This is a genomic window from Patescibacteria group bacterium, assembly GCA_035529375.1.
In the GTDB taxonomy this organism is placed as follows: domain Bacteria; phylum Patescibacteriota; class Microgenomatia; order PFEM01; family JAHIFH01; genus DATKWU01.
On the sequence record DATKWU010000009.1, the window covers coordinates 209,040 to 235,079 of the forward strand.

At 39.2% G+C, this 26,040-nt stretch carries 20 protein-coding genes; all 20 read right to left on the reverse strand.

Annotated elements, in window-relative coordinates:
• Window positions 1-11: 11 nt before the first annotated feature.
• Complete coding sequence (gene rpoC, locus VMY36_02375) at window positions 12-3,716, reverse strand: DNA-directed RNA polymerase subunit beta' (protein HUV42731.1); 3,705 nt, start codon at window positions 3,714-3,716, stop codon at window positions 12-14.
• Entirely contained in the window at window positions 3,713-7,075 is a 3,363-nt protein-coding gene (gene rpoB, locus VMY36_02380) for a DNA-directed RNA polymerase subunit beta (GenBank protein ID HUV42732.1), read from the reverse strand. The genes rpoC and rpoB overlap by 4 nt, the downstream gene beginning before the upstream one ends.
• Before the next feature lie 134 nt (window positions 7,076-7,209).
• Entirely contained in the window at window positions 7,210-8,235 is a 1,026-nt protein-coding gene (gene mltG, locus VMY36_02385) for an endolytic transglycosylase MltG (GenBank protein ID HUV42733.1), read from the reverse strand.
• Window positions 8,186-8,386 carry a hypothetical protein gene (locus VMY36_02390; GenBank protein HUV42734.1) on the reverse strand — a complete coding sequence of 67 codons (201 nt, stop codon included), beginning with the start codon at window positions 8,384-8,386 and terminating at the stop codon, window positions 8,186-8,188. Before VMY36_02390 ends, mltG begins: the two co-directional genes overlap by 50 nt.
• A complete protein-coding gene (gene ruvX / locus VMY36_02395) occupies window positions 8,379-8,762 on the reverse strand; it encodes a Holliday junction resolvase RuvX (protein HUV42735.1) in 384 nt (127 codons plus the stop codon). Before ruvX ends, VMY36_02390 begins: the two co-directional genes overlap by 8 nt.
• Window positions 8,759-9,475 carry a sortase gene (locus VMY36_02400; GenBank protein HUV42736.1) on the reverse strand — a complete coding sequence of 239 codons (717 nt, stop codon included), beginning with the start codon at window positions 9,473-9,475 and terminating at the stop codon, window positions 8,759-8,761. Before VMY36_02400 ends, ruvX begins: the two co-directional genes overlap by 4 nt.
• A complete protein-coding gene (locus tag VMY36_02405; GenBank protein ID HUV42737.1) occupies window positions 9,472-11,805 on the reverse strand; it encodes a baseplate J/gp47 family protein in 2,334 nt (777 codons plus the stop codon). The genes VMY36_02400 and VMY36_02405 overlap by 4 nt, the downstream gene beginning before the upstream one ends.
• On the reverse strand, window positions 11,795-13,708 hold the full coding sequence (locus VMY36_02410) for an alanine--tRNA ligase-related protein (GenBank protein HUV42738.1): 1,914 nt from the start codon (window positions 13,706-13,708) through the stop codon (window positions 11,795-11,797). Before VMY36_02410 ends, VMY36_02405 begins: the two co-directional genes overlap by 11 nt.
• 16 nt (window positions 13,709-13,724) lie before the next feature.
• Window positions 13,725-14,105 (reverse strand): YtxH domain-containing protein, encoded by a 381-nt coding sequence (locus tag VMY36_02415; protein ID HUV42739.1) that lies wholly within the window; start codon window positions 14,103-14,105, stop codon window positions 13,725-13,727.
• Complete coding sequence (locus tag VMY36_02420; GenBank protein ID HUV42740.1) at window positions 14,102-14,392, reverse strand: hypothetical protein; 291 nt, start codon at window positions 14,390-14,392, stop codon at window positions 14,102-14,104. The genes VMY36_02415 and VMY36_02420 overlap by 4 nt, the downstream gene beginning before the upstream one ends.
• 58 nt (window positions 14,393-14,450) lie before the next feature.
• Entirely contained in the window at window positions 14,451-15,089 is a 639-nt protein-coding gene (locus VMY36_02425; protein HUV42741.1) for a helix-turn-helix domain-containing protein, read from the reverse strand.
• 4 nt (window positions 15,090-15,093) lie between these two features.
• A complete protein-coding gene (locus VMY36_02430; GenBank protein ID HUV42742.1) occupies window positions 15,094-17,166 on the reverse strand; it encodes a DNA translocase FtsK in 2,073 nt (690 codons plus the stop codon).
• Window positions 17,167-17,173: 7 nt separating this feature from the next.
• On the reverse strand, window positions 17,174-18,577 hold the full coding sequence (locus tag VMY36_02435) for a ribonuclease J (GenBank protein HUV42743.1): 1,404 nt from the start codon (window positions 18,575-18,577) through the stop codon (window positions 17,174-17,176).
• A 13-nt stretch (window positions 18,578-18,590) separates the two neighbouring features.
• A complete protein-coding gene (locus tag VMY36_02440) occupies window positions 18,591-19,214 on the reverse strand; it encodes a uracil-DNA glycosylase (protein ID HUV42744.1) in 624 nt (207 codons plus the stop codon).
• Between the two features lie 20 nt (window positions 19,215-19,234).
• Entirely contained in the window at window positions 19,235-20,311 is a 1,077-nt protein-coding gene (locus VMY36_02445) for an AAA family ATPase (protein ID HUV42745.1), read from the reverse strand.
• A gap of 44 nt (window positions 20,312-20,355) precedes the next feature.
• A complete protein-coding gene (locus VMY36_02450; GenBank protein ID HUV42746.1) occupies window positions 20,356-22,533 on the reverse strand; it encodes a polyribonucleotide nucleotidyltransferase in 2,178 nt (725 codons plus the stop codon).
• A 6-nt stretch (window positions 22,534-22,539) separates the two neighbouring features.
• Window positions 22,540-22,809 carry a 30S ribosomal protein S15 gene (rpsO, locus tag VMY36_02455; GenBank protein ID HUV42747.1) on the reverse strand — a complete coding sequence of 90 codons (270 nt, stop codon included), beginning with the start codon at window positions 22,807-22,809 and terminating at the stop codon, window positions 22,540-22,542.
• Between the two features lie 51 nt (window positions 22,810-22,860).
• Entirely contained in the window at window positions 22,861-23,613 is a 753-nt protein-coding gene (locus VMY36_02460; GenBank protein ID HUV42748.1) for an exodeoxyribonuclease III, read from the reverse strand.
• 73 nt (window positions 23,614-23,686) lie between these two features.
• Window positions 23,687-24,586: a hypothetical protein gene (locus VMY36_02465; protein ID HUV42749.1), complete on the reverse strand. Its 900-nt coding sequence runs from the start codon at window positions 24,584-24,586 to the stop codon at window positions 23,687-23,689.
• Window positions 24,587-26,035, reverse strand: coding sequence for a translation initiation factor IF-2 (gene infB / locus VMY36_02470; GenBank protein HUV42750.1), 1,449 nt, complete (start codon window positions 26,033-26,035; stop codon window positions 24,587-24,589).
• Window positions 26,036-26,040: the final 5 nt, after the last annotated feature.

The window sequence follows — 26,040 nt, forward strand, 5'->3', positions numbered from 1 at the left end:
AAAGGAGTTTTTCACTCTTCAATCTTAGCTCTCTCTGGAGTCACTGGAATTAAACGACCAATAATTACATTTTCTTTAAGACCAAGTAGCTTATCTTCTTTCCCTTCAACTGCGGCATCGGTCAAAACAATGGTGGTTCTTTCAAAGGAGGCAGCCGAAAGCCAGGATTCGGTGTAAATTGAAGAACGACTTATCCCCAGGATCACCACTTGAGCTGAGGCCGGCTCGCCACCCTCCGCCAGTACTTTTTCATTCTCCTCTTCAAAAGTAGTCCGATTAACAAACTGACCAGGTAACAAAGAAGTATCGCCTGAAGTTTCTATCCGAACTTTATCGCTCATTTTCTTGACAATCACCTCAAAATGCTTATCTTGAATCTGAATTCCTTGTGATTCATAAACCATCTGTAGTTCCTCAATCAAATAGGCCTGAGCGGCTTTTAGGCCTCTGACTTCTAAGACTTCTCTTGTGTCAAGCGATCCAGTCGCCAATTGAGTTCCGGCATCAACCAAGTCTCCATCACTAACATTAATTTCACTAACGGCTGGAATAAGATATTCTTTTTCTTCAGGAGGTTTAACACCAACTGTCTTTATCTTTATTTTATAACTTTCTTCTGTTTCCAAAACTTCAACCTTCCCAGCAATTTCGGCTAGGGGCGCCAAAATTTTGGGCTTTCTAGCTTCAAATAACTCTTCAACTCTCGGCAAACCTTGAGTCACGTCAGAAACAGCAATCCCACCAAAATGATGAGTTCTTAAAGTCAGCTGAGTACCTGGTTCGCCAATTGATTGAGCCCCGATTACCCCCACTGGTGTTCCTATTTCTACCATGGTTTTAGTGGAAAAATCCCAACCATAACATTGAACACACATACCATGCTTCGTCTCGCAGGTCAAAGGTGAACGAATTTGGAGATTATTGATATTGTGTTTTTCTAAAAGGCCAATATTATTTTCGGTAATTAACTCGCCTTTTTTAAGGATGATTTTCTTTGTTTTAGGATCACTAACCTTCTTAGCCAAAACCCGACCCAAAGCTCTCTCCAAAAACTTATCGCCCCTCTTGCCGGAACGATTAATTTCAATTGAATCTTTCGTCCCACAATCTTCTTCACGAACAATAACGTCATGGGCGACATCAATCAATCGCCGCGTTAAATAACCGGCATCAGCGGTCTTCAAAGCCGTATCAGTTAAACCCTTGCGTCCACCTCTAGCGGAAGTAATGTATTCAAAAACCGATAAACCTTCTCTGAAATTCGATTTGACCGGCAACTCAACAATTTTACCCAAAGGGTCAACCACGAGCCCTTGCATGGCTGAAAGTTGCTTAACCTGTTCTTTAGAAGCTCTGCCTACTTTAGCTTCAATAATTAAGCGAACACTGTTTTCCAAATCAAATTTTTCCCAAGTTTTATCCGCCAATTCCTCTGTTGTTTCCATCCAAACTTCTTGGGTCAAACGTCGCTTTTCCTGATCAGTAATTAATCCTTTATTAAAGTTATTCTCGATTTCGGCCACCTTCTGATTCGCCTGATCAATCACCTTCTTTTTATCATCTAACATTGTGCAATCCATCACCCCAACTGAAAGACCAGAAAGAGTTGATCCCCAAAAACCAATCATCTTAATATCATCGACTAAATTGACCACCGTCTTTTTCTGACAGATCTGGATGGCTCGGGTAATCAAAGCTTTCACGGTCGGTCCTTTAACTTCATCATTGATAAAGGCTAATTCTTTAGGCAGAATTTTGTTGAAGATAATTCTTCCAGGAGTGGTTTCCATAATTTTGCCGTCAATTTTAACTTTAACCAATCGACGCAGTTCAACCTTCTTCCCCTGATAAGCTAAAATTACTTCTACTTGACTGGCAAAAATCGTTGGGTAGATTGGCAACTTAGTATTAACCGCAGTGACAAAAAAGCAACCTAAAGCCATTTCTTTACTCGGAATTGTCACCGGGCTGCCATCAGAAGGTTTAAGTAAATTTTGTTCGGGGAACATTAAATCTATAGATTCTTTCTTTGCTTTGGCGCTCAGAGGAATATGAACCGCCATTTGGTCACCATCAAAATCAGCGTTAAAACCAGCACAAACACAAGGATGAATTTGAATAGCTTCACCCTCAATTAAAACAGGGTAAAAGGCCTGGATGCCTAATTTATGGAGGGTTGGTGCTCGATTGAGGAGAACAGGATGATCTTTGGTGATTCTTCCAAGAATATCAAAAACTTCAGGTGGTTTTTGATCAAGAACATTTTTGGCATTCTTAACATTAGGAGCAATCCCGGTCAAAATCATCTCTCGTAAAACAAAAGGTTTAAACATTTCCAAAGCCATTTCTTTCGGTAAACCACATTGATTAAGCTTTAATTCTGGCCCAACCACAATGACCGAACGACCCGAGTAATCAACTCGCTTACCCAATAAATTCTGCCTAAAACGTCCTTGTTTACCTCGCAACATATCAGAAAGAGACCGTAATGGTTGGTTACCCCGACGATAACGACGAATTGGCCTTTTGGAAGCATCAATTAGCGTATCGACTGATTCTTGAAGCATTCTCTTTTCATTTCGAAGAATGATTTCTGGGGCTCCTAAATCAATTAAATGCTTCAAACGATTATTCCGATTGATAACCCGGCGATAAAGATCATTCAAATCACTAGTTGCAAACCGGCCACCTGAAAGTTGAACCATCGGTCGTAGATCTGGAGGAATAACGGGCAAATTCTTTAAAATCATCCAGGCTGGATCAATTTCAGCTTTTCTAAATCCTTCAACTACTTGCAATCTCTTAATCGCTTTGATATGACGAGCACCTTTACTTTCCTTAACTACTTTCCTCAAATCAGCCGCTAGCTTCTCGAGATCAATCATTTTAATAGCTTCTATGACTGCCTCAGCTCCCATATTCACCTTGAAAAAACCAGCTGCTTTATACTCAACCAGCTTCAAATATTCATCTTCACTTAAAAGGGCTTTTTCTTTCAAACCATTGGCAAGATTAATAATCGCTTGGTAAATTTCTTCAGCCCGCTCTCCTTCAGCTAGATATTCATCCCGAAGATTTTGGATTTTTTGTTTAGTTTTAAGTTCAATTTCTCCCAGAGCTAATGTCTGTCGTTCTTTATCCTTAATTTCTTTTCTAATTCTGGTCTTTTCTTTATTAACTTTTTCTTTGGCTTCCCTGATCTTTCCTTCGCACTCTTCTTTAAGGGTATTTTTCTTTTCCAATAAGTCTTTCTTTAAACGGTCAATTATTTTTTGCTGTTTTTTCTCGTCAACTCCAAAAATTAAATATTGAGAGAAATAAATCACCGATTCTAAACCACGTGGAGAGATATCAAGAAGAAGGGATAATTTCGAAGGCATCCCTTTGAAAAACCAAATATGGGCTATTGGTGAGGCTAAGCTAATATGACCCATTCTCTCTCGCCTGACTCGAGATTGGGTTACTTCAACACCACATTTATCACAAATAATACCGCGATAGCGAATTCGTTTATATTTACCACAGTAACACTCCCAATCTTTGGTTGGACCAAAAATCCTCTCACAAAAAAGACCGTCCTTCTCTGGTTTTAAAGTTCGATAATTAATCGTTTCTGGTTTGGTCACTTCACCATGAGACCAATCCTTAATCTCCTGGGGCGAAGCCAGTTTAATTCTTAAACCAGAAAAATCAACAATTTTTCTACCAAAAATCACTCTACCTCCTTTTCTTTAACAATAGTTGCGCCTGACGCTTGGGCTAATTCCTCTGCTTCCCCTCTCGCTTCTTCTTCTTCCTTCAACTCTTCTTCTGTTTCCTCTTTTTCTTTTTCTTCAATCACGCCAGTAGGTTCAATTTTTAAGCTAAGACTATTTAATTCCTTAACCAAAACTTTAAAAGATTCAGGGACAGTTGATTCCGGAATTTCTGTTCCCTTAACAATCGCTTCAAAGCTTTTTGCCCGACCAACAACATCATCACTCTTAATCGTTAACATTTCCTGAAGGGTATTAGCCGCTCGATGGGCTTCGAGTGCCCAAACTTCCATCTCTCCCAAACGTTGACCACCCATTTGGGCTTTACCTCCTAATGGCTGTTGGGTGACTAAGGAATAGGGACCAGTTGAACGGGCGTGACTTTTATCTTCAACCATGTGAGCCAGCTTGAGAATATAGCTAATTCCAACTACACTTTTCTTCTCAAAGGTTTCACCTGTTCGTCCGTCGTAAAGAGTGACTTTACCGTCAACCGGTAAACCTGCCTTCTTCAAAGCTTGAACGATTTCTTCTTCACTAAGTTTCTCAAAAACAGGTAAATCAACTTTATAGCCATCTTTCTTGGCTGCCCAGCCTAAGTGAGTTTCTAATAATTGACCTAGATTCATTCTCGTCAAAACCGAGAGGGGAGAAATGATGATATCCACAGGTGTACCGTCCGCCAGATAGGGCATGTCAGCTTCGGGAACAATCTTAGAAATAACTCCTTTATTACCATGACGACCAGCAATTTTATCACCCGCAGTTAATCGTCGCATTTGGGCCACTTTGACAATTACTTTCTTAAGAGTCCCTGGTTCGAGTTCATCACCCTTGATCCGATCCAATATCTGAACATCAATGACGGTTCCTCTTTCTCCGTGAGGCACCCGTAGAGAGGTATCACGAACTTCTCTTGCTTTTTCACCAAAAATCGCCCTTAGTAGCCTTTCTTCAGCCGTCAATTCTGTTTCCCCTTTAGGAGCAATCTTACCCACTAAAATATCGTGGGTGCCAACCTCGCTGCCAACCACTACAATACCATCCTCAGCCAGATTAGCCAGGTCAGACTCACCGACATTGGGAATATCCCGAGTGAGTTCTTCAGGACCAAGTTTTGTTTCCACCACCGAGGCTTCATATTCCTCAATCGTAATTGAAGTCAAAGCATCGTCTCTAACAACTCGATCAGAAACAACAATAGCATCTTCATAGCCTAGACCCTCAAAAGAAGCATAAGTAATCACCAAGTTTGTTCCTAAAGCCAGTTCACCTTGATCACAAGCCGGTCCATCAATCAATAAATCACCTTTTTTAACTAAATCTCCAGTCAAAACTAAGGGGTGCTGAGAGTAACAAGTGCTACTGGGACTAGTTCGTTTAAACTTAGTTAGATAATAAATCTCTTCCCTACCTTTGATTTTAATATATTCCGTATCCTGAAGATCATTCTTCTTACCATTAATTTTTAAGATAATCTCTTCGCTGTCAACATAAATGACTTTACCATCATGCCGAGCTCTAATAACCCAACCCATCTGTTCGGGAACAACCGACTCCATGCCTGTACCAATTATTGGCATCTCTGGCTTGACTAAAGGAATTGCCTGACATTGCATATTGGTTCCCATTAAAGCTCGATTGGCCATATCATGGGATAAGAAAGGAATCAAAGAAGCGGAAGTACCCACGATTTGTCGGGGAACAACATCAATATATTCCACTTTTTCCACCGGTGTTTCAAGGAATTCGCCCTGATAACGAACCGGTACCCAACTATCAATGATATAACTATTCTTATCGGTATGAACACCGCAATGAGTAATATAATGTTCCTGTTCATCATCAGCTTGGAGATAAACAATTTCATCGGTAATTTTCACTCGGTCTTTCCCCAGAATCTTCTTTCTAATCACCTTCCGATAAGGGGCTTCAAGAAAACCATATTCGTTCACTCGAGTATAAAGAGCCATATAAGTCACCAAACCAATATTAGGTCCTTCAGGAGAACGAACCGGACAAATTCGGCCATATTGAGAAGCGTTGATATCGCGAATCGAGAAACTGGCTCTTTCTCGAGTAATACCTCCCGGTCCAGTAACTGAAAGTCGCCGCAAATTATCAATTTCGGAAAGGGGATTAACCTGATCTAGAATTGCGGAAAGTTGACTGGAACGGAAAAACTCATTAAGTAAAGCCACGACTGGCCGGGCATTAACCAATTGAACTGGACTTGCCTTCTCCTCAGTTGAAATCAAACTCATTTTTTCTTTAATAGAACGCTCTAAACGAAGAAGGCCAACCCGAAAAACAGTATCAGTAACAATCTCGCCTACCCGGCGAACCCGGCGATTAGACAAGTGATCAATATCATCAACTCTCCCTTCACCATTTTGGAGTTTAATCAAGTAACGAATGGAGGCGATAACGTCTTCTTGACGAAGAATCCAGTTCTTTTTTTCATTGGCGACTTTTAAATCCAAACGCCTATTGATTTTGTAACGACCAACCTTACCTAAGTTATAGCGCCGACTGTCAAAAAACATATTCTCAAACATCTCTCGGGCGTTATCCAAAACCGCAGGCTCACCCGGTCGCATTTTTTGATAAATCTCGATTAAAGCTTCTTCTTTGGTTTTAGTTGAATCTTTTTCTAAAGTGGCAAGAATATAATCGTTACTTTCCTTAATTAAATCCTTAAAAGTATCAATAATTTCTTCATCACTAACTAAACCAAAAGCCCGCAAAAGAACTGTGATAGGAAATTTTCGCCTTCGGTCCAAACGACAACTGATAACGTCGTTGCGATTAATCTTAAACTCCAGCCAAGAACCTCGTAAGGGACGAATTTCCGCATTATAAAGCATTCGGCCGCTGACCCGGTCTATTTCACCAAAGAAAAACGCGCCCGGAGCGCGTATAATCTGGTTGATAACCCCTCTCTCGATCCCGTTAACAATAAAAGTCGCCCTTTCGGTCATCTGGGGAATATCACCCAAGAAAACTTCTCGAGTTACCTTCCGGTCATTCTTTTTGTTAATCAGAGTGGCTTCGACTCTTAGAGGGATATCATAAGTCAAACCTTTCCTAAGAGCTTCAGAAGGAGTTACTCGAGGTTTACCAAAATAATAATCACCGAAAGCCAATTGCCAATTTTTACCGGTAAAGTCATCAATTGGAGAAATTTCTTCCAATGCCTCCTTAATCCCCTCTTTAATGAACCATTGGTACGACTCTCTCTGAGTTTCCAGGAGATTTAATGGTGGCAGATTTTTATATTCATGTCCCCAGTTTAGGCGCTTTATTTTAGCGGTGGGCATTGGCGATTTTTTATAATAAAAAGGACAGAGAAAACCTAAGTATAGCAAAGAAGCGTACGCTTAGGTACGCCTACCCTACTATTGCTTAACTGGAAAAAGATTAACACATTAAAAGAAATCTGTCAAGGACAAAATCACCTCAAATATTTTTCTATATTCTCGCTATGTTCCTCGGCTGTTTTAGCGTAATAAATTTTTCCCTGACTATCAGAAAGGTAAAACCAATAATCAGTTTCTTGTGGATAAATCACGGCTTCGATTGAAGCTAGACCCGGATTGCAAATTGGTCCTAACGGTAAACCTTTATATTGATAAGTGTTATAAGGGGAATTAATTTTCAAATCATCTTTAGTTAACTTTGCTGGCCACCAATCAACTTCTTGCCAGTCCTTACCCATTGAATTTCTTTGATTAGCAAGAGCATATTGAACCGTCGCATCGGCTTGAAGCGGCCAGCCCTCTCGCCAGCGTTTAAGTAGGATTCCAGCGATAATCGGACTGTCTTTACCTCCCTTTGATTCTCTTTCGACAATCGACGCCAAAGTAATTACTTCTACCTGAGTTAAACCCGCTTTTTTAGCGGCAAGTTCTAATTCCAAAGAATATTTTTTTTCAGAGTTATTAGTTAAAATCTCTAAGACAGCTGAAGAACTGGCATCTTTAGGAATAAGATAGGTATCAGGAAAAAGATAACCCTCAAGATCATCTGTCAGTTGAAGAAATTGTGGATAACTAAAATCTTCCAGATTACTGGCCAGGCGCCGGCCGAACTCTTCCCGACGCCAACCCTCAGGAAAAGTTAACCAAAGATCTAGACTGCCGTGAGTCAAAAGATAAACCACCTCTTCAGCTGTCCAAGAAGGATTAATCCGAAAATCGCCAGCCTGAATCTTGCCTGATAAATTTTTAACCAGGACGAGAACCTTAAAAGCCGAAGCGCTTTTAACAAGACCTTCATCTTCTAATCGCTGAGCAATCAGAGATAAACCTTCGCCTTTGTGAATAACAAAAATCTGGCTTTGGCCTGGAGGTGATTGAACTGGAGAAACTGCCCAGCGCCACCAAAAAAAGCCGCCAATAACAGCGGCAATCAGGAAGAAAAAGACAAGACTAAACTTCTTCAAAAAGGGCACGACGATATTTTTTGGTTTTCGGATCATAAATAAAAATCCGACCGCACTTACAAGTTACTTTGACGATACCGTCTTTTCTTTTAACTCTTTTTCCTTTATCTAATGGTGTTCCACAACCCACACACTGGCCACGACTTAAAAGCCAAGCTTGAACTGGAGCAATAATATTTTTAAACATTTTGTTTATCTAAATAAGCTTGCAAAATAATCGCTGCGGCAAAAGCATCTTCCTTTTCTTGACGATATTTCTTTTTTTTGCCTACCTCTATCATTTTAGCAATTGCCTCTTTAGTGGTCAAGGTTTCGTCTTGGAAAAAAACTTCCAAGCCCGTGGCTTCTTTTAATCTTTGACCATACTCTTGTGCCTTCTGACCAATTTTGCCTTCGCTAACACCAATGACAATCTCTTCTATTCCCTCCTGCTCAATTATTTGAATAATCTTGCTTAATGTTTCTCGATGATTCTTAATCACTACTAAGGGCTGAGCCAAACTATTATCAGTGATCGCGAGGCCAATCTTTACTATTCCAAAATCGACTCCTAGAATTCTCATATTGCTACCAGTTGAGCCCGAATAACTAGCCTTCTTAAATAAGTACCTGGAGGAACGCAAGTAATTAGAGAAAGCCATTGACTATCATAATTCTGTTCTAAAACAGTAATATCTCCAGGTTCTGTTTCAACCAGCTTTCTGACTAGATAACGGTATTTGATACCGTCAAAGTCAACCAGAATCTCATCTCCCTTTTCAAGTTTAGGCAGAGTAGAAAAAATTGTTTTATAGTTTTTAGGGTTAAAAAACTGGGGTAAGACCGAATGACCAAAGATAACGGTGTTACCATATTGACCTGGTAAAGCGGTTCCCGGATACTGAACTAAACTAACCATCAAATCCTCCCCGCCAATTTGAACCGCAGCCTGGTTAATCTTCAACTTTGGAATATAAAGACTGTAATGGGTAATCCTGCTTGGTTGAGGCGGTAAGATTGGGACCGCCGGAAACCAAGTTTTAGGATTAGCGTAATTAATGTTGGCATCTTCGCCTAAAATAACACCCTGGGAAGAAACTGGACTGACTAGTTTTTGGGTAAAACGACTATTAGTCAACTCATAATAAAGAATAGGCAAAACAGCATTGCTGATTAAAATCAAACCAGTTGTTAAGATCAAAAGAGACAAACCCCGCCAGATAAAAGCCGTTTTTCTCTGATAGGCTAATCGTTCTCCAAGAGGGGCAGATTTTAAATAGCGGTAAGGAACGGTCATTGAATTTCTGTGATTATTTCAATTCGTTTGGCGATTCTGGGAAAAGTACCCAGTCGGCCAGGTAATTTAGGCGTAATTTCGACTTCAAATCCGGCTACTTTAGAAAGATTGTTCAAATAAGATTCACCTATTAGCAAATACTTACCAGCTAGATTTTCCCTTATTTGTTCTAAATCTTGCTGGGGAATTAGCCTGGCCTTAAGGTGAGCTTCTACGATTGCCTTGCCTTCTTCATCGATTTCGCCTAAATCAAAAGAAAATTCGGTTTCTTCAGGCAAATATTCAAAACCCTCGGTAACGGATTCTAAAACACTATCTTCGACTAATTCCTGAAGTTCTTTCTCAGTGTAAATAAGGGCTTTTGCTTGAACTTTTAAGGATAATTCCAAATTGTCAATTTCCTCACCTACATCATGACTGTAATCACTGCTAACTACCTTGGTAGAAATTGATTCTTCGACTAATTTATCTTCTGGTGAAAGCTGAGAAATTAATTTTTCCCTCGCCTCTTTTTCTAACTTGGCTTCCAAATCAGCTAGGAGAACTTCCTGGTCTTCTTTGGAAACAGCCTGAATTTGACGACTCATACCGCCACTAAAAGCTGATTCATTTTTGGCGACATAATCCGATTTAGCATAATTAGCGATTGTGAATTCCGTTCCTGAGGCTAAATTAGCCTCAGTTCCAATCTCTACCGCCGTCACCTTAACCACGGCTTTACCTGGTGGATCAGCGGCACTACTCTGAGAAGCAACAGTGACATCATCATCTAAAGTAAACTCTAAATCGGCCGTACTACTAATGACTGTGTTGGCATCGAATTTCTTCTCATTAGAAGTTCCATTATAAATAGTCACCTCTCCCTTGGCTGGGTCGCCAATATCTTTAGTTCCAGTCGTCGTTCGACTCTCGGTCCCTTCAACCTCCTCACCAACTTGCTGGGCAGGCAAAATAAAATTCTCTTTGTCTGGAGAACCAATCGTTGGATCTAATTCAACCGTAAAGTCTTTTTCTAAAATTTCTGGTTCTAAATAGAGAGTTATTTTGGCTTGGGGTAAATACCAATAGCCGGCAAAGGCACTTCCAGCCAGAATAAGGAAAAGAGCAAGAACAATAATTAGGATTGGCGAGCCCCGAAAAGAGGCAGGCATCAGCTCTTTAAAGAAAGCTAAATTAAACTTCTTCAATCCCGAAAAACCACCGAGAAAAGAAGTTATCTTAGAAAAAAAGTCTGCTCTGGCAAAAACAGGCTGTTTTGTCTTCATCTCTGGCTCTCCCATAAGAGATGGTTTTTCAACTGACTCTAATTCTTCTGGTTTTTCTAATACCTCTGGTTCCTCTAATGACTCTTCTAGTGGAGATGGTGGTGACTCCATAGCGATATCACCACCTTTAACAAAACCTAAATCCTCAGCCGGAATAAAACCTGGTTTTTCAATTCCTTCCTTAGCTTCTTCTTCAACTGCCTCTGTTTCTTTTTCCTCTTTAACTCCCTCTTCGGCTTCTGCTTCTTTCTTTTTCTCTTCTTCTCCTGGTTCCTCTTCAAGCACAAAACCAGCCGCTTTGACCACTTCTTTACCACCTGCTAAAGCAATTGCCTGAATATCAAAATCAAGAGGGAGAATCTCAACCTTAGGTAGATGAAGAAATTCAACTCCTTCTTTCTTTTTCTCCAGCCAGGGATAAGTAGTTAATTGTTGTCTCGCTTCTTCTAGATTTTCCTCGCCATTATAGATTAAAATTCGGGCAGGCAACGGTTCGTGAGTTTCAAATCGAGACAGACCTTCAATTAAATCATCAGCTAAATTATCGCTTTTATCAACTAGCTGGGGGCCAAAAATTCTGCCAATTCTCACTAAACCAATATCCACTTTCTTAAGACCAAGGTGAACCAAAACGGCTGTCGGCGGAATACCTTCAGTGGTTTTTAAATGATGAATAATTGCCTCAATAATCACCACAAAACCAGCTGGTTTAAGATCAAGCTTCTCGGAAACTTTCTTAAGAAGTTTTAATTTATCTTCAACAATCTTTTCCCCATCAACCCAACTAAAAGGCAAACCAAAAACAACCTTATCTGGTTCCTGAACTTCTCCTTCTACTGGTAATTTCTCAGCTGCCGAAGATAAACTAGCGTCAATAGCCTCAATCAATTCCTCTTCAGCCTGCCACCTCTCGGTATTACCCAGAGAAAGAACTTTAATCTGATTATCGACAATCGAGAAGACGGCACTTTTGACAAATTCTAAGCCGATCTCTAAAGCAAAATAATATTCAGAAGGTTGGCCTTCTTTTTGACGAATCTTACTTAAAATAGTTTTAACTTCCATGGGCAAGTTGAATGTATATTCGGCGCCGACCGGCACCAACTGCTTTCTCCTTTATTATCTTAACACGACCAATCTCTCTCGTCGACTTGACATGAGGACCACCGCAAACCTCTTGGGAATAATTTCCAATCGAATAAACTTTAACTTGATCGCCATACTTCTCACCAAAAAAAGCTAAAGCCTCTTTTTTCTTGGCTTCTTCTAAAGAGATTGTCTCTGCCTTAACTGGTAAATTAGCTTTAATTTTGGCATTAATAATTGCTTCAACTTTCTTTATTTGTTCATCAGTTAGTTTTTCTGGATGACTAAAATCAAAACGCAATCTTTCCGGAGTAATATTACTGCCTACTTGCTGAACATGTTTACCAAGAACATCTCGAAGGGCCTGATGAAGTAAGTGAGTAACGGTGTGGTATTTGGTAACAGTTTCTGAATGATCAACTAACCCACCAGCAAATTTCTTTTCTGCGCTTATTTTTGAAACTTCTTGATGCTTTTTTTGAAGTTCTTGAAAAGACGCATTAGATTTATTTTCGTCGAAAGGACGAATATATTTTTTAAGTATATTTGTAGTACCTTCAATTGGCCTGCCAAATACACTCTTTTGAGTAAAAACTATAGTACCAGCTACTCCTGAAGGTGAAGAAACATAAGGCAAAAAAGAATCATAATCTTTTTTATTCTTAATCAATCCCTTTAATTTAGGCAAAACCTCTGCCTTAAAAACCTCTGCCGGTTTATCCCCTTTTTTCAATCTTTTAGCTGGATTTTCTATTTTTTTTCTTTCTGAAGGTTTTTCTAAGTCTTTATCTTTTTCAATAAGCTTTTCTACTTTTTCTTTATACTCTTTTTCAATTTTTTTCTTTTTATCTTTAAGATATTCATACTCCTCTTGATAATTATTTATTACTGTTTTTACTATTTCGACTGTGAATTCGTCCTCAATACCTAATTTTTTTCCTTCGAACCTCGCATCCTTAATCAAGAGATGGATAATATTGCCTCGCCCTTTCCCATAAGGAATTACCCCATCACCAATCGCAAAAGTCGCTGCTCTTAGATGATCAGCAATAATTCGCATTGGCTTTTCGTTTTCTCCTTGGTACTTCTTCTTGGAAATTTTTTCAATTGTCTGAATAATTGGTTCAAATAATTCTGTTTGATAAACATCGTCTTTTCCCTGAAGCATGGCCGTTATCCTTTCTACCCCCATGCCAGTATCAATGTTTCTTTGTTTTAGCTTTTCTAATCTGCCACTAGGTAGGCGATTAAATTCCATAAAAACATCATTCCAAACCTCAAAATATTTACCACAATTATCGTCGGGCCGACATTGAGGACCACATTTTTTCTTACCAGTATCGTAAAACATCTCTGTATCTGGACCACAAGGGCCCGAATCACCTACCTTCCACCAATTATCTTCTTTGCCAAGAAAGTAAATTCTCTCTTCAGGAATACCTATCTTTTGCCAAATACCAGCCGCTTCTTCATCTCGAGGTGTATTTTTATCACCAGCAAAACAGGTGACCGAAATTCGCTTTGGTTCAAGATTTAATACCTTTGTTAAAAATTCCCAAGACCACTTAATGGCCTCTTCTTTCCAATAATCACCTAAAGACCAATTGCCAAGCATTTCAAAAAAAGTCAAGTGCATTGCATTGCCTATCTTTTTAATATCTTCAGTTCGTAAACAGCGTTGATTACTAACGAGGCGCTTACCTAAATGATGAGTTTTACCCAAAAGATAAGGAACTAAAGGATGCATGCCAGAATTAATAAACAAATCATCAGAACTGCCACCAAACTCTGGCACTGAAACTAAAGAAACATTGGGTAGTTTTTTATGCCCTTTTTTAATAAAAAAATCAAGATATTTTTTCTTTAATTCTTGAGCGGTCATCAAGAAGAATTATAACCTAGTTTGCCTGTGAAGTTAAGGGTTTGCCGTTGCGAACAAAGAATTTCTTACTAGCTTTTCGGCCTCGCTCCCGGAGTTGTTCAATATGACTTAATTTTTCTTGAGCCTCTTCAGTGATTTCTTTGGAAACACCTTTGGTCTTTTCCTCTAGCTGAACTTGGATTTCTTTAGCCTTAGCTCGAAATTCCGCTCCTTTGACTTCAAAATCTTCGACTAACTCGGCTAAATTATCCAAAGTTTCTTCACTCTTAGCCTTAATCTGTTTCTTAACCTCTTCACCCTGTTCGGTTTGGGTGAGAAAATAATAGGCGCCTGCACCAATCAAAGCGCCTAAAATCAAACCTTGAAAAAAACCTCCTTGATGATCTTGATCGCTCATTTTTCTTCTGACTCCTTTGTTTCTTTCTTCGGTCTTTCCCTCATCTTGGCCAACCAACCAAAAAGACCAGCAACTCCAGAAACACCGGTAATCGAACTGGAAAGAGAGGCAATCGGCCGAGCCACTGATTCCGAAATCAAACCCATATCATCAAGCATTTTATTGAACTTTTCAATCGTTCTTTTAATTTCTTTGAGAATAAAGAAAACTTGAACCCCTATAATGGTCAGGAGAGCTGTTAAAACAGTGACAACCGCAATTAGTAAAATTTGTGTCGTGTCAATCATGGGCAGTATTTCATAATATCCTATATTCAAGGCTAATTGTCAATTATAACTTTCTATATCAATTCGTTTTGGAATAATAAATCGTTCTTGTTTGTTTCGTTTTTCTGCCTATTCGATTAGTCGCTTCGATAACAATCTTATTTTCCCCACTCGTCAACCTTAAACGATAGCTAAATTTTCCTTCTTCATCAAGTTGAGTCAAGCGACCATTAATGGTCACGGAATTATCTGGATCAGTTCCTCCTTCAATTAAAACTTCTTCATTAACAATTTTTTCATTATCGATTGGCGAATAAACTTCTAATCTTGGCTTTCCCAATAAACTGTGGTATTGATAACCCAAGTAAGTTAAGAAAATGATAATAAACAAAGCGACAAGGGAAATCAAAGTCTTTCTTGGACTCCAACGAAATTGTTTGTTGAGACTTTCTCCAGAAGGCAAAACCAGTTTTTGCTCTTGTGTCCGCTGGTAATCTCGCCTAAAAACAGCCAACACTCGATCAGGTTCAAGACCCAAATACTGGGCGTAATTCCGAATAAAACCTCGGTTGGTAGTGATCGAAGGGAAGAATTGATATCTATCTTTTTCTAAAGCAATTAAATATTGCTTCCGAATTTTAATTTCCTGGGCAATTTCATCAAGACTAAGCCCCTTTTTCTTTCTTTTTTCTCTAAGAATTTGGCCGGCCGTTTTCATTTTTTTATTGTTGGGAGACAACTTGAGAGGCAAGATATTCTTCAGGATCTTTAATTAGAACTTCTCGGGGTTTTGAACCTTCAGCCGAACCAACAATACCAACTCTTTCTAATTGATCAATAATTCTGGCTGCTCGGGCATAGCCAACTTTCAAACGCCGCTGGAGTAAAGAGGCCGAAGCCCGTTCATAGCGACAGACTGTCCGAACCGCATCATCAAAGAGTTCATCTCTTTCTTGGATTTCACCACCTATCACCGTTCCTGCTTTAGTTGGCATTTTGGTTACTTCCTCAGTGTATTGAGGAGCAACACCGGCTTTTTTAAGAAAACCAATTAATTTCTGAATTTCTGGTTCAGAAACAAGGGTTCCTTGAATTCGTGTTGGTTTAGCTTGATCTGGAGGAATATAGAGCATGTCACCTCGTCCTAAAAGTTTCTCTGCTCCCGGCATATCAATAATCACTCTCGAATCAACTTGAGAAGAAACATTAAAAGCAATTCTGCAGGGAATATTAGCTTTAATCAAACCCGTAATCACATCGACCGAAGGCCGCTGGGTAGAAATAATTAAATGGATACCGGTAGCTCGGGCCATTTGGGCAATTCGACAGATAACGTCTTCGACTTCGGCCGGAGCAAACAACATAATATCAGCCAATTCATCAATAATAATTAGAATATAGGGAAGAGCTGAAAAACCTGAAAGTTCATTGTAGGCATCAATGTTCCGCACTCCTACTTCAGCAAATAATTTATAGCGACGTTCCATCTCGGAAATAGCCCACTTTAAAGCCGAAATCACTTTTTCTGGATCAACAATTACTGGGGTTAACAAATGAGGAATCCCATTATATTGGGTTAATTCCACTCGTTTAGGATCAACTAGGATGAATTTGACTTCAGCTGGAGAAGCTCTAAAAAGGATGGCAGCAATAAAAGAGTTAATACAAACTGACTTGCCTGAACCAGTGGCGCCAGCGATAAGAACATGAGGCATTCGGTTAATATTATCTACCACTGAATCACCAGAAACATTCAGACCTAGAGGTATCGTCAGTCTGGATTTAGCTTTTTCCATTTGATCTGAAGTTAACATTTTCTTGAGAGTCACAAATTCAGGACTTCGGTTAGGCACTTCAATCCCCACTAACGAGCGTCCAGGAATTGGAGCTTCAATTCTAATTTGACCAGTCGGCGCTGCCAAAGCTAAAGCTAAATCATTAGCTAATGTAGTAATCTTAGAAAGTTTCGTTCCTAAAGCAATTTCCAAAGCATATTGAGTCACGGCCGGCCCAAGATTAACCTCAGCCACTCGAGCGGCCACGCCAAAGGACTCTAAAGTCTTCTCAATGAGATCAGCGTTCTTTTTAATATCACCCCGGTCGGCTTTACCACTAACAGAATCAGCTAAAAGAGATAAAGGCGGAAATTCCCAAACGCCTTCCTCGGCAGGCAAATTAGTCACCAAAGAGGACGTTAATTCTTCTTCCCTCTTTTGTGATTCTGATTTAACGGCTTCTTTTGACCCTCCACTTCTAATTTCTAAATCCCCTGTCGCTAATTGACGACGGCTAGAAACCTTTTTAAGACCAGCGCTCAATTGGCGAATTCTGGTAATAAATTTCATTAAAAAGAGAACGATTTCTTCTAAAGAAGTATTAAAAACCACGACAAAACCAATAAAAACAAAACCCATTAAAACAAAGAAGGCACCAAAAGCACTAATTAAACCAGCTAGTTGATACCAAATTTGGGAACCAATCAAACCCGTTCGAGTTAAACTGATAAGAGCAATCGCTAAAACAACGGAACCAACAAAAACGTTAGGACGAGTGATTCGCCAGCGCAAGCGGGCCATCATCAAGCCTGCTGTCATTAAAAGAAAAGGCAAAAGAACTGCTCCCCAACCAAAATAATAAATAAAGACTTGAAATAATTTTGTCAGTAATGTCCCTTGGCGGGAAAAAGAAAAGACAATAATTGCAGCCAAAGAAAAGAGAAAAACACTGGAAATCGTATAAAGAGTGTCCTTTTTTAGGTTTAATTTAAATGGTTTTTTTCTTCTGCCTCTGGCCATTTTGACTCTAGCGGTGCTTTCTTCTATTTGATCTGGATTTTACCAAGTGAGTTTTTCCTATTAAAGGAGAACCTATTTTCACTTGGCCTTTAGCCGTCATTTCAACGGTATCATTTCGGTTCGGAAGAATAATTTCTTCCTCGCGATAACCCATTCTCTCGGCTAAAAGGGCATATTGTCTCATCTGACGAAAAGCGCCCCCAATTGGAACTAAATAATAAGGTCGGGCTAAACCAATCATTAAGGCTAAATCTCCCTGAGCAGCATGGCCACTGACGTGAAGGTCATCAAGAATATCTGAATAAGCGACATCAGCTCCTTGGCGGGAAAGGTTATCTACTAGCTTATTAATCGCCAATTGGGTACCAGGAATATAATCTGGTGAAGAAAAAACCACTTTATCATCAGGCTGAATTTCCAGTCCTTTATATTCACCTCTGGTAATCCTATCTAAGGCCGAACCTGTCTGGGCTTGACTGCCAGCCACAAACAAGCTAACTTTTTCTTTTGGCAAACTATTTAATTTTTTCATCGGCACAATTGTCTCCTTAGGAATATTCAGGTAGCCCAAACGGGAAGCGATCTTAAAAATTTTTTCAATCGACCGGCCAACTAAAATCACTTTTCTATTATATTTTACCGAAACATTCAAAGCTTGCTGCCAACGGGAAACATTAGAAGAGATGGTGGTAATTAAAACTCTTCCTCGACAATTACGCATTTCTCTCTCCAAAGAGTCCTCAACCATGGCTTCAGAAAGAGTGAAGCCGGCTTTTTCACTCCGCAGGCAGTCAGAAACCAAACAAACAACACCTTGATTACCAATGGTCGCGATTTTACCTACGTCAGAAATCGAACCCATTACCGGTGTCCAGTCAAATTTGTAGTCACCCATATGAAGAATCGTCCCGATAGGCGTTTTAATAGCAACCCCAAAAGTATCGGGAATCGAGTGAGTTAAATAAATAAAATCCAGATTAAAACTGCCCAAATTAACTTTTTCGCGAGAATCAATCAGGTTGATTTCAACTGATTGACCATATTCATCAAGCTTTTCCTTGATTAAGGCCGTTGTTAGGCGTGAAGCGTAGATAGGAATTTTTCGATTAAGCTTTGGTAGAATAAAAGGCAAACCACCATAATGGTCTTCGTGACCATGAGTAATGATGATGCCTTTAATTTTCTCTCGATTTCTAACCAAATAATCAACATCAGCCACCAACAAATCACCTCGAGTCGTTTCTTCTTCAGGAAAACCAACGCCACAATCAATGATGAGAATTTCGTTATTGTATTGATAGGCAAACAAATTCTGGGTAACGGTTCCCCAGCCACCAAGAGAAATCAGCCTTAATCCTGACTGATTATTCTGTTTTCTTTTATTGTTTTTATGTCGTCTAAAAATATTCATTTCAAAATTTAATTTAAATTAATTTCATTTGTTTATCAGTTTCTTGTTCTTCAACAATTTTTTCTTCTGGGTGTCCTTCAAGAAAAACCTCTATTTTCTTGAAATCTTCTTTTACCTCCTCCATTATTTTACCACTTCTTAAAGCCGCGGCCGGATGATACATCGGAATAACAATATAGCGCTTACTTAAAAAATCGACGTATCTCGCCTGACCGTGAATTTGAGAAATTTTCTCATCAGGCAAAAATTTAGTCATTGAAAACCGACCTAAAGTCACAATAATTTTCGGCTGAATTACTTGAATTTGTTCATCTAAAAAAGACCGGCAAGCTTCAATCTCTTCTGGCAAAGGGTCACGGTTACCTAGTGGTCGATGTTTAATGACATTACCAATAAAAACTTCTTTTCTTTCCAGTTTAATTAATTGAAGTAGCTGATCCAATAGTTTCCCCGCGGCACCAACAAAAGGTAATCCTTGCTGATCTTCATGAAAACCAGGGCCTTCACCAATAAACATCACCTCGGCATCAGGATTACCATCTCCAGGCACAGGATGAGTTGTTCCTTTATACAAACTACAACGGGTACATTCTGAAACCCGCCTTGCAATTTCTTCTAATTTCTCCGCTTTAGTCATTTAAACTGCATCTAAATAAATTACCAAGTAGGTAAAAACTCTTTTACATTTTCACTGGTGATATGAAAACTTCTACCTTTACCTTGGACAATCATTTTGGCTACTTTCCGACAGATACCGTTAATCGTTCTTTCTAAAGTTCGGATACCGGCATCATAACCTAAAGGCCTGACAATTTTTGGCCAAACGTCAGGATCAATTCTAATCGCCTCCTTGTCCAAACCAGTCTCTTGGATTGTTCTTGGTAAAACATAGTCCTTACTAATTTTGATTTTTTCTTCATCTGTATAAGAGGGCATTTGGATTGGTTCCAAACGATCCATGACCGCCACCGAGATATTACTGGTATTATTGCAAGTAGCAATAAATAAAACTTCAGAAAGATCAAAAGAATAGTCAATAAAGTGATCACGAAAAGCCATATTTTGTTCGGGATCAAGCAATTCTACCAAAACACCCATAATGCTTGACCGACCATCTTCGGTTACTCGATCAATCTCATCAAGAAGAAGAACTGAATTCTTTGTCCCGGTTCGCCGTAAAGCCTTAATAATCAAACCCGGTTCAGCATCGGGTCGAATTCGGGATTGACCCCGCAGATCAAGGGGGTCACCTAAACCGCCAAAAGGAACCCGTGCAAACTTTCTCCCCATCGCTTCGGCAATCGAATAAGCAATCGTTGTCTTCCCTGTTCCTACTAAACCAACAAAAAGGAGCATTGGTGCTCTCATAAACTTCAAAATACCTTCTTCCTTTCTTTCTTCTTTACCCTCTCTTTTTAATCTCATCACCGCTAAATACTCTAAAATTCTCTCTTTGGTTTCTTCTAAACCATAATGATTTTCATCTAAAATCTTTTTGGCCGCTTCCAAATCAAGCCTATCTTCACTTCTTTTCTCCCAAGGTAGGGCGGTTATCCAATCAATGTAATGCGAAACTCGCTCGTACTCGGTTGAATACTCACCATACTTAATCATTCGAGAGAGACGTTCAATTAAATGAAGACACTTTTCCTTTAATTCTGGGGGTAAACAAGCTGCTTCCGTCTTTTCTTCTAATTCAGCAATTTCTTTAAATAGGGCAGTTTTTTCAGGCATAGTAATAGCTTAACAAAAGCATAAGTTTAAAACAAGAAGTTTTATTAATGACGTCGAGGCGGTCGACGATTCGGCCGTCGAGAAAAACCTGAAGAACTTCGCTGCCGAGGTGGTCGATAATCACTCGTTTGTTTGTCTGGCTGCTCCTTTAAAACCATGGTTAAATTAATTCTCCCCATATCATCAATCTCAGAGACCTTAACTTTAACCTTATCGCCAATCTTAACGACTTCATTAGGGTCCCTAACATATTGAGTTGACATTTTTGAAACATGAACCAAACCATCTTTACCTGGTAAGATCTCGACAAAAGCCCCAAAAGGCTGGATTCGCTTGACTTCGCCTTCAAAAATCTCACCTGCTTCAACCTCTCGAGTCAAACCTTCAATTTTAGCCACAGCCATGTCCACCGCCGCTTTATCAGGTGCAGAAATATTAACTGAGCCATCGTCTTCGACATCAATTGCTGCCCCAGTTTCCTTAATCAATTCCCTAATAACACGTCCACCGGGACCAATCACTTCACCAATTTTATCTACAGGAATATGAAGAACTCTAATTTTAGGAGCGAACTTGGAAATCTGAGCCCGAGAAGCAGGCAAAACAGTCATCATTTTTTTGAGAATAAAATTCCTTCCTTCTTTGGCTCGAGAAACAATCTCCTCGAATAATTTTAAATCAATACCTTGATTCTTAACATCCATCTGAACAGCCGTCATCCCTTTTTCTGTTCCCGCCAGTTTGAAATCTATATCACCATTAAAATCTTCTAATCCTAAGATATCAGTCAAGATTACTTGTTTTCCCCCTTCTTCGATTAAACCCATGGCGATTCCGGCTACTGGTGCCTTAATAGGCGCTCCAGCGTCCATTAAAGATAAAGTTGAACCGCAAACAGCGGCCATTGAGGTGGAACCATTAGAAGACATTATTTCTGTTACCACCCGAATGGTATAAGGAAATTTATCTTCGGCAGGAATGACACTTAATAAAGCCTTTTCTGCCAAAGCCCCGTGACCAACTTCCCGACGCTTGGGCCAACCTACATAACCAATTTCTCCCATAGAAAAAGGCGGCATGTAATAATGATGAATGTAACGTTTGGTCTCCTCACCTTCCATGTTTTCAATTAATTGTTCTAAAGAAGGCGAACCCAAAGTGGTCACCGTCAGAGCTTGGGTTTGGCCACGTTTAAATATCGCCGATCCATGAGTCCGCGGCAATAAACCAACTTCGACCTCAATTGATCGAATCTCATCTGGTTTTCGACCATCAATCCGTTTACCCTTATTGACAATTTGTTCTCTAATACTTTTCTTAATTAAATCATCGATAATTCGATTAATATCTTTTTTGTTCTCTTCACCAAATTCTTCCCCTAAAGCTTCTTTCACTTCACCGATTAATTCTCTTGCTTCATTTTTGGCCATACTCGTTAAAATCTGGTCAATTTGTTTAGTCGCAACTTCGGTTACTTCCTTAACTAATTTTGCATTAACTTTTTTAGTTTCGACTGTTTGCTTCTTTTTACCAACTTTTTTAACTAATGATTCAATTAATTGAATCACCTCTTTTATTTCTTTTTGGGCAACATCAATTGCTTTGATAAGAATTTCTTCAGGCACTTCTTGGGCTGATCCTTCGATCATAATGGTCTTGTTCTCTTTTCCAGAAATAATCAAATCCATAATTGAATAACTTAAATCTTGGTAAGTAGGATTAATGACAAACGAACCTTCGCTATTTTTAGGAACATAACCAACTCTCATTGAACCCACTGGTCCTTGCCAAGGAAGATCGGAAATAGCCAACGCGGCACTGGTCGCCCAAACTGCCGGCATATCAGGATCGTTCTCACCATCAACCGAAAGAACGGTAATCACTACCTGAATATTATCCCGACAGTCCTTAGGAAATAATGGTCGAATAGAGCGATCAATTAAACGAGCTGTCAAAACAGCTTCGTCAGAAGGCCGACCTTCCCTCTTCACCCAACGGGAACCTTTAATCCGACCGCCAGCATAAAGACGTTCAACATACTCGACTTGAAGAGGCAAATAATCAAGACCTTCTTGAGGTTCTCCAGAGACAACGGTTGCGAGAACCATTGTATCACCGTAGCGAACTAAAACAGCGGCATTAGCCTGCTCGGCTAAAAGACCAACCTCTAAAGTTAATTTTTTGCCACCGATTTCTTTTGATTGAGAAACAGTTTTTATCATTAGAAACTACTTAGACAACTTCAAATCGCTAATAACATCTTTATAGCGCTTTTCGTCCCTCTTTAATAAATAAGCTAATAATCTTCTCCTTTTAGAAACAAGCGAAAGCAAGCCTCGTCGGGAATGAACATCTTTTTTATGCTCTTTGAGGTGGCCGGTTAACTTTTTTACCTTCGCCGTCAACAAAGCCACTTGGACTTCAGGAGAACCCGTATCCTCTTTTGACTGAGCAAATTTCTTAATAATTCTCTTTTTTTCGTTGGTTGTTAAAGCCATCGGCTCTCTATTTTAACAAAGATAAAAGAGGTTAACAAGAGGCATAAAACACTAAATTTCTATACCAATCGGACAATGGTCCGATCCTTTTACCTCTGGCATAATAAAAGCTTTTTTTAATTTAGATCTTAACTTTTTCGAAACAAAAGCATAATCTATTCGCCAACCCAAATTCCGTTCCCTGGCCTTAAAAGAATAAGGCCACCAAGTATAATTCCCTCCCTCTTGATGAAACATTCTAAAACTATCTTTAAAATTTAAACTAATTAGTTCATCAACTTGTTTTCTTTCTTCTGGAGTAAACATAATATTATTTTGATTCTGACTAGGACGCGCCAAATCAATTTCTTTATAAGCAATATTAAAATCACCAAACAAAAGTATCCTTTTATTTTTAATCTTTTTTAAATATTCAAAAAAGTGAGCATAGCTCTTTAATTTATAATTTAAGTTTTCTTTTTGTCTTCCGCCATGAGGTAGATAAAGATTAATCAAAATAAATTCCTGGTATTCAAGCTTTAAAAATCTTCCTTCTTCATCAAACCTTTTCAGATTAAGTTTTCGCTCAATCAGTAACGGTTTTTTCTTAGAATAAACGACGATACCACTATATCCTTTTCTTTTAGCTGAATTAAAATAAGAATAATAGCCTTTGGGAATAACTAAAACATCAGGTAATTGCTCTTTTTGGGCTTTTATTTCTTGGAGACAAATGATATCCGCGTCCGTTGTTTCCAACCAATCTAAGAAGCCTTTTCGAAAAACAGCTCGCAAACCGTTAACGTTCCAAGATACAATCTTCATTCTTAGTCTTAAATTTTCGTCATTTTAACAAAGATAAAAGAGGTTAACAAGAGGTTAAAGTCGTTGGAAAAAACTAAACACGGTCCTCACCTTTGTAGATTTTAGGCTCAAACCAATCAGGTTTTGGCTTCTCTATTTCCTCCTCTTCTTCTCTAGTTGGTTGCTTAAGAGCCGAAACTTTAGCAGGCATTGGTTTCAGAGGAGAGGTGCTTTTAGACTTTTTATTAGGCAATCTAACTTCTCGCCTTGCTCCCATTTTGAGACAAAGAGCGGCCGCTTCAAAGGTATCAGCACTCACTTTAGGTGAGGAAAATCGGTTGGTGGCTCGTTCAATTCCTTGAAAAAGATTAGTTCCAATATCCCTATCAGTCAATAATCTCAATAGTCCGATTAGTTTCGCCACTTCTTCAGAAAAGGAGGCGGCTGAAGGATCAACCAAGTTAATTTGGCCGTATTGTTGATTTCGAGAATTATTATCTAAGTTAATAACCTGAGTCTCTTTAAAAGCTTCCTGATTATCTTTGTAAAGATTCCCTAAACTCTCTAAGGAACTAGCACCAATCGTAAAAATCAAATCCACCTTCCCACCAGTGTAGGAAAATTCGACTTTATCTGAATCAAGAGGCGGATGACCAGGTCTAGGTTTAATCACTAAATTAAACTTACCATCTTCAATATTGTAACTGACCTTCTCAATCGCATCCTCAATATAATCAAAGGATATACTTAAGCTGTCTTTACCACCCTTAAGGCTATTTTCAATTTTATCAACCCCGACGAGCGAAGAAAAACCAACCGTCATTTCGGTTGAACAGCCAATGTTTACTGATTTCTTGGTTGTTCCTAAAGAAAGATAGAGAGCCAAACCAGCTGCCACTTGATCAAAATTGGGATTTTGGGGCAAGGCAATAAAAACTGTTTGGGCAGTGGCAAGAGCGGATTGAATTTGAGAAGCCTGGCTTTGATTAATCATTTACTCTTCCACTTTTCGATAAGAGATTAGCACATCACCTATCTGGAAGTCAAGCGTAGGTGAGAGAATCGCCCCGAATTCCTCATCTTTTTTAGCTTTCTCAATATCCTTTTTCTCAGTTTTCATTGATCTGATACGACAGTTACCGATTAGCTCTCCAAGGCGTTGGAGATGAAGCTGATCAGTTTTTTTAATTTCACCCTCAATTACCCGACAACCAGCCACTCGCTGTTTGTCGATCTCAAATTCCTGAAGCATCTCGGCGCGTCCCGAAATTTCTTCATCGGCCATGGGTTCTAGCTTTTTTTTAACCTTTTCTTCAATCTCTTCAAAAAATTTGTAAATAATCTGAAAAGGGCTAATTTTTACTTTTTCGGTGGCAGCTAATTTCTTAACTTTTCCTGGAGTTTTAACATTAAAAGCAATAATTTCTGCTCCTGTTGTTTCGGCCAACAAAACATCTGATTCGTTAACTTCACCTACACTTGAATTAATGACTTTTACTCCCTCAGGCAAACCAGCTAAAATAGCTTCTAAACTACCATTAACATCAGCTTTGATAATCAAATTCAATTTTTCCTCATCAGTTTCTTCTTTTTTAACTAGACTAGGAATTGCTTTTTTTTCTAAGGAAACTGGTTCTTTTTCAGTCCGTCTAAGAGTACTACCAATTGTTGGTACGGTTTTAAAACCTAAGACCTCAACTGGTTTGCTCGGACCGGTGGTTTTTACTCTTTGACCACTTTCATCAAACATGGCCTTGATTTTAGCAAAGGTACCATCAGCTTCAATCTGGTCACCGACTCGTAAATTGCCATTCCTGACCAAAATTGTAGCTAAGGGACCACGATACTTATCTAACTTAGATTCGATCACTAGAGCTTTCAACTCAGCTCCTGGTTTCTCTTTAATTTCTTCCATCTCTGCCACTAACAAAATCATTTCCAAAAGTTCATCAATCCCTTTGCCTGTTTTGGCAGACACCGATACGCTCACAATCTTACCCCCTTGGTCTTCGACCAAGACATTGTTCTTAGCTAAATTTGCTTTTACTTGCTTTAGATCAAAATGAGGTAAATCAATCTTGTTAATGGCGACTAGATAGGGAATTTTCGCTTGTTCAATATATTTTAGACTCTCTAAAGTTTGGGGTTTAACACCTTCATCAGCCGCCACCACTAGAACGGCGAGATCAGCGACTTTGGCACCCCGAGAACGCATCTCTGAAAAAGCGGCATGGCCGGGAGTATCAACAAAAGTAATGGTTTTGTTTTTAAATTTTATTTGGTAGGCACCAATGTGTTGGGTAATACCGCCAAATTCTTTAGCAACGACATTGGTCTGACGAATCTTATCTAGAAGAGTGGTTTTACCGTGATCAACATGGCCAAGGATAACCACCACTGGTGGTCGTGAAGAATTTTGAGAAATGTTTTTCTCCTTTGCCATTTTGA